15 protein-coding genes are annotated in these 13,503 nt (G+C 57.5%); 5 read left to right on the forward strand and 10 right to left on the reverse strand.

The features are described 5' to 3' along the window. Nucleotides 1–393 (reverse strand): sigma-70 family RNA polymerase sigma factor (locus tag BN1800_RS37300; RefSeq protein ID WP_179214000.1); only part of this gene is annotated, 393 nt, incomplete at its 3' end. Nucleotides 394–773: 380 nt separating this feature from the next. Between BN1800_RS37300 and BN1800_RS37305 the strand changes: the two genes are divergently transcribed. After that, on the forward strand, nt 774–1,013 hold the full coding sequence (locus tag BN1800_RS37305; RefSeq protein WP_087005639.1) for a DUF6894 family protein: 240 nt from the start codon (nt 774–776) through the stop codon (nt 1,011–1,013). Here the strand turns inward: BN1800_RS37305 and BN1800_RS37310 are convergent. The 5 genes from BN1800_RS37310 to BN1800_RS37330 form a co-directional block, all read right to left on the reverse strand. Next, on the reverse strand, nt 997–1,740 hold the full coding sequence (locus BN1800_RS37310; RefSeq protein WP_087005642.1) for a Crp/Fnr family transcriptional regulator: 744 nt from the start codon (nt 1,738–1,740) through the stop codon (nt 997–999). The genes BN1800_RS37305 and BN1800_RS37310 overlap by 17 nt on opposite strands. Nucleotides 1,741–2,126: 386 nt before the next feature. After that, complete coding sequence (locus tag BN1800_RS37315) at nt 2,127–2,474, reverse strand: hypothetical protein (protein ID WP_027512493.1); 348 nt, start codon at nt 2,472–2,474, stop codon at nt 2,127–2,129. Nucleotides 2,475–3,057: 583 nt separating this feature from the next. After that, complete coding sequence (locus BN1800_RS37320) at nt 3,058–3,513, reverse strand: cytochrome P450 (RefSeq protein WP_143534238.1); 456 nt, start codon at nt 3,511–3,513, stop codon at nt 3,058–3,060. A 2-nt stretch (nt 3,514–3,515) separates the two neighbouring features. Continuing rightward, nucleotides 3,516–3,725, reverse strand: a complete 210-nt coding sequence (locus BN1800_RS37325) for a hypothetical protein (protein WP_087005646.1) — start codon at nt 3,723–3,725, stop codon at nt 3,516–3,518. A gap of 282 nt (nt 3,726–4,007) precedes the next feature. After that, nucleotides 4,008–4,937 (reverse strand): NADP-dependent oxidoreductase, encoded by a 930-nt coding sequence (locus BN1800_RS37330; RefSeq protein WP_087005649.1) that lies wholly within the window; start codon nt 4,935–4,937, stop codon nt 4,008–4,010. A gap of 262 nt (nt 4,938–5,199) precedes the next feature. Here BN1800_RS37330 and BN1800_RS37335 point away from each other — a divergent pair, with 262 nt between their 5' ends. After that, entirely contained in the window at nt 5,200–6,054 is an 855-nt protein-coding gene (locus BN1800_RS37335; RefSeq protein ID WP_027512490.1) for a glucose 1-dehydrogenase, read from the forward strand. 125 nt (nt 6,055–6,179) lie between these two features. Then, nucleotides 6,180–6,551, forward strand: a complete 372-nt coding sequence (locus BN1800_RS37340; protein ID WP_027512489.1) for a SpoIIAA family protein — start codon at nt 6,180–6,182, stop codon at nt 6,549–6,551. 268 nt (nt 6,552–6,819) lie between these two features. Here the strand turns inward: BN1800_RS37340 and BN1800_RS37345 are convergent, their stop codons facing one another. After that, the gene (locus BN1800_RS37345; RefSeq protein WP_425299100.1) at nt 6,820–7,395 is read right to left on the reverse strand and encodes a cysteine hydrolase family protein; all 576 of its coding nucleotides are present in this window, start codon (nt 7,393–7,395) and stop codon (nt 6,820–6,822) included. Between the two features lie 609 nt (nt 7,396–8,004). Between BN1800_RS37345 and BN1800_RS37350 the strand changes: the two genes are divergently transcribed. Next, entirely contained in the window at nt 8,005–8,541 is a 537-nt protein-coding gene (locus BN1800_RS37350) for a hypothetical protein (protein WP_244564787.1), read from the forward strand. A gap of 300 nt (nt 8,542–8,841) precedes the next feature. After that, nucleotides 8,842–9,135, forward strand: a complete 294-nt coding sequence (locus BN1800_RS37355) for a hypothetical protein (RefSeq protein ID WP_087005652.1) — start codon at nt 8,842–8,844, stop codon at nt 9,133–9,135. A gap of 116 nt (nt 9,136–9,251) precedes the next feature. Here BN1800_RS37355 and BN1800_RS37360 read toward each other — a convergent pair whose 3' ends face one another. The 3 genes from BN1800_RS37360 to BN1800_RS37370 all read right to left on the reverse strand — a co-directional run bounded on the left by BN1800_RS37360 (nt 9,252) and on the right by BN1800_RS37370 (nt 12,502). Beyond that, nucleotides 9,252–9,506, reverse strand: coding sequence for a hypothetical protein (locus BN1800_RS37360; protein WP_087005655.1), 255 nt, complete (start codon nt 9,504–9,506; stop codon nt 9,252–9,254). A 1,188-nt stretch (nt 9,507–10,694) separates the two neighbouring features. Next, a complete protein-coding gene (locus tag BN1800_RS37365) occupies nt 10,695–11,792 on the reverse strand; it encodes a flavodoxin family protein (protein WP_087005658.1) in 1,098 nt (365 codons plus the stop codon). 269 nt (nt 11,793–12,061) lie between these two features. Then, entirely contained in the window at nt 12,062–12,502 is a 441-nt protein-coding gene (locus tag BN1800_RS37370; RefSeq protein ID WP_087005661.1) for an HD domain-containing protein, read from the reverse strand. Nucleotides 12,503–13,503: the final 1,001 nt, after the last annotated feature.

Genomic DNA, 13,503 nt, shown 5'->3' on the forward strand with positions numbered 1-13,503 from the left:
CCAAGCAACGTAGATAAGAGCCTTTCGGTGTTTCACAGGGAGGTTCTTCAGGGCCGCCCGGACGTCGTTCGCAAACAGAGCCATTTCCTGATTCGAGTTAACGGGCACGTCTAAGCTGGCCAGATCATCGACCGAGCCGATAGGCGAACGCTTCCGGGATTTGCACTGCGTGAGGAAAGTGTTGCGCATGATGGTAAACAGCCACGATTTCATGGCGTCGGGGCCGCGAGGCTCGAATCGGTCTACGTGCGCCAGTGCTTTGGCGACAGCCTCCTGTACGAGATCATCAATGTCACTCCCATTGTGAACAAATTGGCGAGCGAAGGCTCGAAGTGTAGGAACAAGGGAAACAATTTGCTCTTGTGGCGTGGGCCGAATGGGTTGTGAATTCACGGTTTCATTCTCCATTTGGTAATTGGAAAATGATCGATGTAAAAATGTGTTCCGATCGACACGGAGTTTGTGCGAAAGCGCACACTGCCCTGAAATTCTGATTATTATGCATCCGTCGCCCCTCTTAAACGCGGCGCAATACCATCTCCATTTTGGCGCTGGATTAAGATCACTCTGCTCCATCGCTCCAGGCGATACGAGGAACGAAGGTCCCGTAGAAACACGGGAAATGCGTCCGTGCTAACACAAGTACCCGTTAAGGCGGCTGGACAAGCGCGCAGCCCGATCTCGGCCGGCCAGAAAAAACAGCACGCACCGCTTTTTTGAGACAGCGTCATGAGTCAAACTCTCACTTCGCTCAATGCGAAAAGGAGCCGGCAGTGCCGCGATTCTACTTTAATCTTGTCACGGGCTCGGGCGTCGTCGTCGATCCTGAGGGCACAGAGCTTGCAACCCTCGACGAAGCGAGGTCGGAGGCGATTTTTGATGCACGCACGCTCATGAGCGAGGCTGTGCTGCGCGGCCGTGACATTTCGGACGAGCAAATTCACATATGCGACGATGCGGGAACGCTGCTGGCTATCGTCGGTTTTGGAGACGCGATCAGGCGGTGCGAATGAAGGGGCCAGCCTTGATTGGAATTCCGATCAAACGTTCGTATTCTGCTTCAGGCAGGCCATAGCACCCGCCAGCGATTTCTTCGAGCTTTTCCCGGCTGAGAACACGGACGTTGCCGCGGGTCGCGATGATAGCGTGGATACCTTCAAGGATATGCAATTCGTTGGTGACACCCGAACGCCGGACACCAAGCATCAACGCCAGGAACTCGTGGGTGAGCGGCAAATCGGCCCGGCCAAGGCGATCATGCGACATCAACAGCCAGCGGGCAAGTCGCTCCTGTATATTATACCGGCCATTCGCCAAAGCGGAGTGCGCAAGCTGCACCTCGGCCGAATGAACGTAGCGTAAGAGGAGGTCGCGTGTCGGCTTGTCCCTATCGACCACCTGCAGCAAGAGGTCAACAGGAACGGCAATCCCTGATCCAGCAACCTGCATGAAAGTGCGGTGCGGAGTGCTGTCGGCCATGAGCAAAACATGGTAACCGCCCAGGCCTTCACGTCCGACATGGCCGACTTCGACCTTCTCGTCATCCACACTAGTCGCCACGATCGAGGCCAATCCGTCCTCGATGAAGTAGACGTAGCTGCTCGGCTCATTGGCCTCCGTAAGAACATACCTTATCGGAAGATCGACAGCCTCCATAGCGGGTCGAAGGGCCTCGAAGGACTCAAGTGATAAAACTCTAAGGAGCCTGTTTCTCACCGTCGATTGGTTAAATGGCGACATTGTCTCTCCAATCGGCGGGCAACCTCGGGCCCATACCAGAGCGCCACGATCAAGGAATCTGCTCGTTTATGCGTCCTGCGCGATTCCAGAATGCCTGGAGCCTCTGTACGGTTTTGACATTTCTCCGAAATCGGTCGACGTGGCCGAAATAGCCCGGGAGGGGTAGCGCCGCGTTCGTCTGTGGCTTTCAGACGCCAGGAAACTGCCGCATCTCTTCCGGCGGCGGCGTCCATAGGCCTGCCATCCGTTCAAGGCCGTCGCGGTTTCCTGGGAGGCCAAGAGGCTGTTGCGCGGGTCTGACTGAAACCATGCGCTCTTTCTTGCGGCTTGGAAAGCCTAATCGCCGCCGGCGGCCGGGCAAGTGGCATTGGGGAGACACGAAGACGCTATCGACTTGGATAAAGCCAGGTAAGAAGCGCAATCCCGATGGCGATCGACGCCATTATGACGATGAAGACGCGTAGCCATCCGGTCGCAACGGTTTGCGGTGTGGCGCGGTTCGTCCCAGGCTCGCGCATGGCCACGTCGTAATCCTCCTGTCGATCGACCGGATCTGCCCGCTGTGTCCGCCGGGCAATCTCGATTTCTTTGGCTGTCATCGGTGTGCCGGCAGCTTCCCCATCGGTCTCCATAGGTGCAAGTGCCGGATCGAAACCAGGCTTTATGTCGCCGGTTAATCCTTTCTGAATATCGCCACGGACCTGCGGGGCGGTCGCTTTCTTTTCTTCCCTCATCGCAAGCCTCCTCATCGATTGCGCGGCGCCTGGATGGCAGCGAAACCATGAGAGGCTGGCTTCATATGCGCCGAGAGCGGATTGGCAAAGATCGCGGCCATCCGCCTTGAGGCATCGCAAGGCTCTCGATGTAGCGGTGAAATGCCTCGGTAGAACGGAGCTCTTCGGCGCCGCGTTCGTTGTCTTCAAACATGAGGAATAAGGAAATGTTCCCGATTTCTGATGTCGGCCCCAAAGCAGGCGGGCTATTCGCCGAAACATGGAAAATGCGACAGGAAACACGCCCAAGGGCGGCAAGAGCGGTTCCTGTCGCATTTCGTGCCACAGGAGGCTTATCCGCTCCAGGGCGCAGGCGGATAACGCGAACCACGAAGAGGGAAGGTCAGCCGCGTATCCGACGGTTGAACACTGAAAAGGATTTTATGTTCCCGTTCGGAAACGTACAGTTTGCGCTGCTTGCACTGCGCCTGCCGTCCACCGCCGATGTGGATGCCTCCCTGGCCGATCAGGTAGCCCGGACCCCGCGGATGAAGAAGCCGCTCTTCGGCAGCGCCGGAATCTGGGCCAGATCGAAGCTGAGATCCTAAAGCGGGATCTCATACTGTATTCTGCCGCACAGTAACCTCGCCGCCTCCTTCAGGATCGCAATCGTCAGCCACTCACCGGGGCAACGATGATTGTCTTCAAATTTGCCGGCTCCCTGAGCCAAGTAAGTGTAGGGATCGCCCTTCCAGGTCAGAAAACGCTCCGGCCTAAAGCTGTTCGGATCTTCCCAGCTGGCAGCATGATGATTGGTGCCGTAGAGATCGAGAATAAGCCACGGCCCGACCATGAAGGAGTGAGGTTTCCAGTCGAACTCTTCTACGACCTTTCCGCCAATCACCGGAAAGAAGGGATAGAAGCGGCGGACCTCGAGAACGAAGCTTTCAACGTCCTTGTCCATGCCAGCCTGGATCTTCTCCGCCCAATCCGGCCGCTCGTGGAGCGCAAGCGCCGTAAAGACGATGAACCGATCGATAGCCACCATTGGTCTCAGCACATTCAATAGCTCCACGGCAGCGACAGCGGGACCAAGCTCTTCGCCATCCACGTCTCGATGGTGGCGATGATAGAAAGCGCGTCGCCGTCGTCCAACGGCAATTGCCCTTCTCTCGCAAGCTCGACAATCGAACGCGCCCAGGCTTCACTTCGATGGCGAAGATGGCGCGCACGCCAATTCGCTGGTCCGAAACTGCCGACGTCGTCGGCCATCGCGCCAAAATATCTCTGCTGCCTCCGCACCGCGCATGCAGATGACCGGCGTCAGCATGATGCGCGTGCTGAAGGCGTCGACCCTGTGTGCGTCGCAAATGCGCGAGATGTACGTATAGCCGTCGCGAAGAAAGGAAACGGAGCTCTCTAGTGCAACATCCGGAATGCCGTCCGCCGCTGTTTGGTGTGTCTGCGCTTTCCACATATTGACGTTCCTTCCTTACCTCTTCGCGCGCCTGACAACACTTGCCGGCCTGAACAGTGCCCGAATTTAGATATGGATCAGCCGAGCACCCTGAGAACGATTTTGCCTCGAACCTGCGGTTCCTTCAGCGCTTGATGTGCCTCCGCTGCCTGATGGAGATCGTAGATCCGATCAATCACGACCTTCACCTTGCCCTGATCAATCAACGTGGCAATCTCTTGCAATTGAGCGCCGTTGGGCTGCGCGGTGTAGCGGCCGGCACGGATGTTCTGCTTTTTGGCCCGTTCGGCGTCAGGCTCCGACAGCGTTGAAATCAGGGCGCCACCGGATTTTACGACGCTGAAGCTGCGCTGCTGTGTTTCGCCACCAACCAGATCGAAGACGACATCGACAGGTTCCACCATGTCCTCGAAGCGCTCGTTTCTGTAATCGACGACCTGATCGGCCCCAAGCTGCTTTGCAAAGTCCTTGTCGGCGGCGGACACAGTCGTTGCCACCCATGCGCCCTTCGCCTTGGCGAATTGTATCGCGAAATGCCCAACGCCGCCTGCGCCACCATGAATGAGGACACGCTGGCCTGTGCTGAGATTGCCAAGCTCGAAGAGCCCTTGCCAGGCTGTGATCCCCGCCAATGGCACGGCCGCCGCGGTGATAGGATCGAGCGACTTGGGTTTCATGGCAACTTCACTGGACTTTGCGACCGTGAATTCCTCATATCCGCCATGGCCGGGAGACAGGAACGCAAAGACCTCGTCGCCCATGAGGAAGCTTGACACCTCATCGCCAAGATCGGTGATTTCACCGCAGACGTCCCGGCCAAGGACATAGGGCAGCTCCCTCTCCATTACGGGAGGATATTTGCCTTCCCTCACCTTCACGTCGACGGGATTCACGCTCGCGGCGAGAACTTTGATCACGACTTCGTTGCCCGCCGGAAATGGTTCATCGATGGTTTCGACTTTCATCACCTCCGGCCCGCCGAAGCGGTGAATTCGAACGGCTTGCATGGGAGCGTCCTTTCAAACGTTTTTCAGCATCATCGCCGGCTGCCTCTAACGGCCTTTGGACATACAAGTCTCTTCGCCCGGCGAACTTTCGGGGAAGCCAAAGGTTCCCTTCAAAGATCCACTCGTCGGGCAGTCCCAAGCGGCGACCTTGACCTGGGGACAGACTGGGCTGCCGGGTCTGCCGTTCACTTCACATCCGCTCATTTCGGAACTTTTAGGCGTTGCAAATGTTCGAGCTGCATCGGACAAAGAGGAAAATCAGATGCCAAGCTACCCTACGTCGTTCCCGCCACAGCAGCAGCCGATGCCAGGCCTAACGCGACCCATGTATCCGGCCCCGGATCATGGCGAACAGTCCTACAGGGGTTCTGGCCGTCTACTCGAAAAAAAAGCGATCATTACGGGCGCGGACAGCGGGATCGGCAGGGCTGTTGCGATCGCCTTTGCGCGCGAAGGCGCAGATGTCCTGATCTCATATTTGAACGAGGACGAGGACGCGCGAGAAACGCAGCGCTGGGTCGAAAAAGCGGGCCGCAAAGCCGTCATCGTTCCCGGCGATATTCAGTCCTCGAAGCACTGCCGCACGATCATCGAGCGCGCTGCCAGCGAATTTGGCGGCATCGACATCTTGGTGAACAATGCGGCGCATCAGGCGACATTCTCCGACATTGCCGAGATTTCCGACGACGAATGGGACCTGACCTTTAAGGTCAATATTCACGCAATGTTTTACCTGACCAAAGCGGCTGTGGCGCACATGAAACCCGGCGGCGCGATTATCAATACCGCGTCAGTCAATGCAGACATGCCTAACCCCTCGCTGCTGCCCTATGCGACGACGAAAGGCGCCATACAGAATTTTACCGCAGGGCTAGCCCAGCTGCTGGCGGAAAAAGGCATCCGGGTCAACGCCGTTGCTCCTGGACCGATTTGGACACCTCTTATTCCATCGACGATGTCGCCGGAAGCCGTTGAGACGTTCGGCCAGCAGGTGCCAATGAAACGTGCCGGTCAACCTGCCGAACTCGCGACAACCTATGTAATGCTTGCCGATCCGCTCTCAAGCTACGTCTCGGGGGCGACCGTCGCTGTGACGGGCGGTAAGCCGCTGATCTGAGACGGGCTTCAGGGTTGCTGTGGAAGAAGCGAGATCCCGGCGCGCCACGATGTTTGCGCCTGTGGAACATCCTTCCACGACAGGTTTTGGTTGCAGTGCATGAGGCCCATTGAACGGAGGAAATAATGATCGAGCTCATAACCGCTCCGGACAACGTCGCGGCGTTTCGTGTTGCCGGTACCGTCACGGCGGACGACTACGAAAAAGTCATACCTGTCATCGAGGAGAAGCTGGGTGATCATGAAGACATTGGTGTCCTGGCGGACCTCACGGATTTCGAGGACATGACGGCCGATGCTCTGAAACGCGATTTGCAATACGGCTTAAGCAAGCTCAGCGAATTCCACCGATTTAAACGCGCTGCCGTGATCTCCGATAAGCAATGGATTAAAGCGGCCACGGATATGACGGGAATGATTTTCCCGCAGATCGACGCCCGGGTCTTCCCGCAGGAGCAGAAAGCCCAAGCCATGAGTTGGGTGTCTGATATTCAATAATTGTAGCGACCAGCGTTTGTTTACCAAAACTCCGAAGGGTCATGAGCAGCACCCGTGAGGTCGAGAAAACCAGCGACAAGGCAAGTGGCGCGTCGATCACTTGTGATGACCGACGGGCAGAAGCGCCCAATCTGTAGCCTGGGGGCACCACCGCCGGAACTATCCGCCTGAAAGTCGGCAAGAGGTGTCTGGAAAACGAACCCAACGCGGGCATAAGATGAAGGCTATCTCCGTTCCAAATGGCCACAGAGCGTCTCCGGCAAGCGGGTCAAACCTCCCTCAGGAATTTCTCCGTGGTCGTGACATCGAGCTGAACCGAAAACCTGCCACCGAGGAGTTCAAGCGAAGCATCATGCGTCTCGTCGGCCCCGCTGCAGACGGCATCCCTCAGAAGGATTGCTCGGTATCCGAGATCGATCGCACCAAGCGCGGCCGCCAGGACGCAGACATCCGTCTCGCCTCCAGTCAGCACGACAGTCCCGACCCCCTCTTCCGACAGCATCCTGTGAAGCCGTCCGCAGACCCAGGGCGAGTATGTCATTTTGTCAAAGACGCGCGCGGGAGGAACCAGAGCCTTCAGGGCAGGAACAAGGTCAATCATCTGCGGGTCGAGATGCTCCATCGTCATCATCCGCCACTTTTCATAATAGGTTCGCCACATGCCAGGGAGGTCTTCAGGCCGGCGTGGCGGTATGAACCGTGTAAAGACGGTCCGATCTGGATGGGAACGCGCGAGTTCCACAATTTCTGGCGATACCTCGCGCATCCACGCTACATGCCAGGGCGTATCCTCCGAGAACATCCGCTGCATATCGATGCAAAGATGAATCCATCCGCCTGTCACGTTTATTCCTTTTATTCCTGGATTGCCGCGTGGCGAGCCATATCGTCGTCAGATAGCCTTCAGTTTGGCCCTTTCAAGCGCGTTCCGTTGCGGGACATTAGTCAGATCGGGACGGCCTCGACAGAACAGCGTGTTTCGCTGGCGAGCTTGAAGGGTGATGCTTTGAACGTCCCAGATAGGACCGACGTTTCTGGCCAGTTCCAGCATTCATCCTGACTTTTCTTTCAGCAACGGAACTCGCGCTGATGCTAGCCGTTCTCCACTCCAGGTCGACGCCCCGCCTCTGATTGTGGAACCTTTTGGTCCGTGTGGCGCCGGCATCACCGGGAAAAAATGTGAAGGCGATGTTGCAGCATCAAGCAATGGCAGGAACCGCGAATGACGGCGGCATCCGCCGCCGCTGGGGCCAGTTTTGTGGCCGTTGCGGCGCCACTTGGAAAAGACTCAAGCTGACGAACTTCCCGAGGGCCGTCACCGCATCACCATTCGCCGTGTCCAAATGTCACGCCGGTTCGGCAGCAGCAGCACATTAATGAATTCGGCAATCTCGAGGCTTTCCTGCCGGGCGTTCTACGCCGCAGAACCTCGAGCCGAGATTGCGAGGGAGCGATGACGGATCGCCGCGTGAAAATGGCTGTTAGCTCGGAGGCGGACGAAAGCAAGACGCGGCGGCGGGTCCTGCAATTCATGACCACCGAACATTTCGTATTGCAGACTGCCCGGGCTGCCACGATCCAGGAAGCCAACCAACGCGCCAACTTGTTCCTGACATCGGTATCGAGCGCGACAATCGCTCTCGCTTTCGTTGCGCAGGTCACAGACATGGGGCATGCGCGCGGGATCGCACGGATCCGCCACTATTATATTGAGGTCGCGCCTCTGATGGAAAAATATCTGGTCCATTCGACCCATGACGACGATAAGGCTGTACTGAGCGACAGGGCCGTAAAGCAGTCGCGCTGGCAGTCGTTCATGAGCACGGCCGGCGTGGTGAGCGTCATCGCCGGCGGCATCGCTGGCGTCTTTGCTGGCGTGGTCGTGAAGGCGATCGCCGGCTTGACTGTGACCGTTTCCGGTTCTCCTGGGAATCGCAGTTTTCGCGCGAAACGTTTTCCTTATGCGGTTACCACGTTCGAGCCTGGATAACCGCTGAGCAGAGAATGACGGCACTTTTTCCGAGCACGTCCGATCACCGTCAATCACAGCTGTAGACCAATGCACGCGATCGCCTGCATTCGTATCGCTGTGAAGATGGCTGTCCTTCAATGAGTGAAATCTGGGACAAGCGGCGTTGCAGACCAAAGTCTGCGGCCGTTCTGGCGGAACAGACATCGGCTTGGTCGGTTCTTCTGATGCGAAGCCAGGGTGAAAATCCCTGCAAATCTCGCCGGGTACGTCGGGCCAGGACAATCTAGTGTAAGTTCAACTGACTGAAAGGAAACTGATTTGAATACCGCCAATCTACAGTTGGAGGGGCTCTACATGGCCCTGGCAGCATTGAATAAAATGATGGTCGAAAAGGGTATCATCAGTCACTCAGATGTTTGCGCCGCGCTGACTGAGGCGGAAGCAGGTGTCAGCGCGGATAACTTGCCTCAGCTGTCCGATTCCAACCGAAAAAGTGTGGTTTTCCCGATCCGGCTTCTGCTTCTGGCCAACGAGGCCGCGGAAAGAGGTGAAAACCCGGAATTTGCAGACTACGCGCGCTTGATTGGTAAGCAAAGCGAGATTCGCGAATAGGCATGCTTGGGTGGCGAAAACTCGGCCGTTACCCTTCCGGCGGAGATGCCCAGCCGGTGGGGGCATTTTCTTGACAACGGGCCGCGGCCTCAAACTGTGAACCTGAGTCAACGGCATCAAATCCGACGGCGGTTGTTATCCTCCGCTCGCGGCCGGCTGCGTGCTTCAAAGTTCTCCAAGTCCTCGTTGCGAAGCTGAGCGATCGCCTCCATGGCTTCGTCAGCCCGCCAACCGGCGCGCAACGCGGCCGCGACTAGACGCACTTCCAACTCCTGTTCGAGCTTCAGATAGAGACCCTCCAACGCTTCCCTGGCGGTGACGATATGTTCGTCGTGTGAAATGACATCAGGAATTCTTGCGGCTCGGTGCATTATCCTTTCTCCTTCGCTCTCATGCTGATGCCCCTGTCTCTGAGAGGAGAACAGCAGCGCCGCACGCAGCCCTGCATGCGGATATTCTCTTAGACGGCTGCCCTTTCCTGGCGGCGCCATCCACCTGGTCTCTTTACGCCGCCACTGATTGATCGCATGGCCGTCCGATGGGCACCAATTCATGCCGGAAGCTTCAGCTGGGCGTATGCAGATGCGGCAGGCGCCCGCCAGATTGAGGAGAAGAGCGAGGCCTGTCGCATCACGTGCCGCAGGGTTGAGGGACCGTAATCTTGCGGCACTCGGACGATCGCTCTAGCAGGTGGCGGTGTGAACTGGAGTTGGCGGCCCCCGCTACGCGGATCCCATATCAAACACTCCAACCGTTGCGATGGTTCCATTGAAATCTGGCCGCTTGATGTCGTGCACCCGGGAATGTCTTGCGGCAAGTAATTTCCAGCAGGTGGCAGTTCCGCCGAAGGGCAAACAAGCAGCAAATCCTGTGACCACCTGCAATGGTTCCGCTTACCGATTGCCTTGAGGACCGGACGCCGCTGCGGAAGCGGCCGCACCCGATCAGTGCCTTCGAGCGGGGCTGTGGCCGTTTGTTCTTGACCCGACGAAGAGATATGGCAATTGCCTCGCATTTCTCACACAAGGGCGGCGCTTTTTGTATCTCGACGGGAACATCTTCCATTGCCGTTTATTCGATATGGGTCGCGCGGCGGTTCTCCCATCCTCCACGGGCAACCGCGGTCCCTTTGCTAGTGCTGCCGCACGGACGAGCCAAGGTTGCGGACTTTAAGCGTGAGCGCGTGACATTTGGCGCGTTCCGAGCCAGAACAGGTCCTGTCGTCATAGCACGAACGACGCCGAGGCGATCGGGCGTTTTCCTCGATTTCCCCGCGGTCTCAAAGGAACCAGGTTGCGACAAGCCCGAGGCTTGCGGAAAAGACCCCGCCAGATGCAAATCTGATAAAGCACAACAGCACAGGCCACGAGATGTATACGTTTGCGTGCGAGTTCGAGATGGACGGGCGGATATGGACCGTAGCCTTTTTGGGCGCATTCGCAAAACGATGCCGAACACCTTCGGGGCCATGAAGCGCAGCTTGCGTTGTATCGGCCAGATCTACAGCGAAGGCGAGTTGTAAATGCAAGCGCCCATCGAACATGATGAGCGTAACCGGTTCACTTTTCGCGCGGTTGGCGAAGATCAGCAGTAACCTTCTTGCCCGTGCGCTTCGCAAGGATGGCTCCAAGCAGGGTCCGCGCTGCGTTGCGCACCTCCTCCTGCATCGCTGTGTCCTTGTCGAGCGCCTCATGGCTCGTGGCGTAGGGTTCCCAATAGCCGATGTAGCGGCTTACTTCTGCCATCGTTCCGGCTGGGATGAGGTCCATGGACTTGAGCCACTCGGAAACGCCGCGTCTCGCATCCTCGGCACCTTCCGTATCGCCATGGGCGACAACAGCGAAAAGGCGGTCTGCGAGATGGCGGGGATAGTTCCAACCTTTCATCTCCAGTTCTTTCGCTTCCTTAGCGTGCTTGCCATGTGTTGTCGTCGGATCGGGATTGCCGCCGTCAGCGCAGACGAGCCGGTCCATCATGAGTTTCAACGGTGATGAGGTATGGTACCAATTCACCGGCGTCACGATCATGATACCATGTGCCTCAACCCACATGGGGTAGATGTCATTCATCCAGTCATGGATTTGGCCGAGCGAATAGTTCGGGTAGCAGGAACAGGGCCAGTGACAGAGCGCAGCCGACGTCGAGAAGCAGGCTTTGCACGGATGTATCTGTCGGCCGTATTCGGAGCAGAGGCGGCTGAGATCGAGGATCTTCACGTCGATTTCAGGCCGGCCGGCAAATATCTCCTGGGCAATCTCGACCATCCTGAAGCTCTTCGAAAACTCGCCGGGACAGGTATGCTCGCTGCGTGACGAGCCGTTGATCAGCAGGATGCGAAGCGGCCCATTTGCGTTATCATGCCGAACCCGCGCGGCACGAATGGCGTCTCGGGCATTGAGCCAGTCGACCGACAGATCGTAGTCCGGATCGCTGAACTCCGGTCCTGCTTTCCGCGCATTCGGGCTCTTTCGAGAATTAAGATAGGCGTCCCAGGCCGCGCTTGCGATGCTGTTAAGTTCACGGCCAAGCGGCCCGTAGGCCTTATCCTGGAACTGGTTCAGGAACCGCTTCTTGAATTCGGCTTCCCTGAGGCGCGGACTGGGACTGCCCTTCCGAGGTTCGAGATCGTGCGGGGGGAAGACCGGTTCTGCGGGCATGATATCTCCAAGGATGAAAAAACCGCAGGCAAACCTGCTCTCGGTCGTCTCTTCTGAAACGCCAGTTCTACAACTGGCTATGGTTTCTTCTGTCGGCGCCATAATGGACTGCGGATGTCGTTCATTCGACTTCCCGACGCAAGCCGAACCAGGACAGCAAGGGCCTGCTTGTCGCCCGGCAGCGCATGCTTCAGTGGCGCAGCCGACGTAATGTGGGCGCGCGCTTGGACCGGCATCTCTCGTCGCCCCACGAACAGCCGCCGATCCACTTATTCTTCTCGTTCATGATGCCGCCTTGTCTCAGAAATGATCGTCAACCCTCGATCGTACTTGGATGTGTCGGCGCCGATTTGCTGCGCCTGCGACCGATTGTCCTCAAGGTCGGCCCGCTTTACGCGCCGCGCGATGTCGTTCGAAATCGCGCGGCGGATAAAAGGCTCATCGTCTTCATTCTGTCTTCTAGTAAGGGCATCGACAGCGGAAACCACCGCCGGAGGAAATCCTTCTTCCTTCAGACGGTCAACCGTCCAGCCCGTCCCTTTTTCCGCCACGTCATGAAGGTAAGCGACGATCTTCTCCTCGTCACCGATAACCGCTAAGGCGACGCGACGGCAGTGCTCGAAATATGGCGCGCCAGTCTTGTCTGTCTGGCCAGCGTGCGCCTCGACTGCAATCTGGGCAGCATGGTCGAGTTGAAGTGAGGCCTGCATTTTCGCCGTCGCTCCTTTCGTCCTCCATTGAACGATCACGAAGCGCACTAGTTCCCGCAGCAGACATGCAGCCCGCGTCGGTCAGGGCTGACGGACGTCGCTACTCTTGTGTGTCGACCGAGATTGGAATGGGATCCTGCGCAAATGGCGTTGCAAAAAAGCCATAGCGTTGATTTCGCCAGGGTTACTCATCGCTCATCAGAGGCCCGGCGCAAGAATGCGCCGGGCCTCTGATGTCGAGCGCTTGGGAGGAAGAGCCGACTGGATGGCAGCGCAAATCGCATCGCGCCATGTCGCTTGAACTTTGCACGCCATTCATTGTTCCATTTTTTGCCGCCGGGGAGCCAGCGATGCTTCGCTTTAAAGTGAAGCTTGCCGAGAGGTTCCCGAAGCTGCGGAAAACATGGGCCGCCGCGTCAACCGGAAAGCGATCTGGGGATGAAGCTCCAGCGTTTGCAATCTTCACTGACAACTGACGCTCCGATGTGCGATCGCCTCGCCAACGGAACTTTTCGCCGATTGTCCGGTTTGGGTGGCATACTAAGAGGAGGATGTCATGGCGTTTGAGCTGACAAGCCCAGCCTTTGAGAACAGGCGAGAGATTCCTGTGCGGCATGAGCGGCCGGGCGCAAATCTTTCGCCGTTCCTAGCTCTGCGTTCCATTCGGCGGATCGTGCCATTGGAACTTCCCCATCACCGTCGATAAGATCATGCAGAACGAAGTGAAGCTGTAATCTTCATCTCCGTCGCGGGCCGCCGCGTTGTTGGAACCTTCCGGTCGTGCCCAAGAACTTGGCTCTCGGCCTATTAGTCTAAACTTGTCGAGCTTCGCCCGGCATCTTTTGCTCTACCGGTTCGGCAAATGCGGATGCATGGGGCCCAAGGGCCATAATGGCTCAATCCTTGTTCTTTGCGGATGCGGCCCGGTTGGTAAAGCGAACGTTCCCGAAACCCGTTCCGATCGTGACGGTTCCCCAATGTCTAACGTCCTGCATCACGGG

This window comes from Rhizobium sullae (assembly GCF_900169785.1).
Classification (GTDB): domain Bacteria; phylum Pseudomonadota; class Alphaproteobacteria; order Rhizobiales; family Rhizobiaceae; genus Rhizobium; species Rhizobium sullae.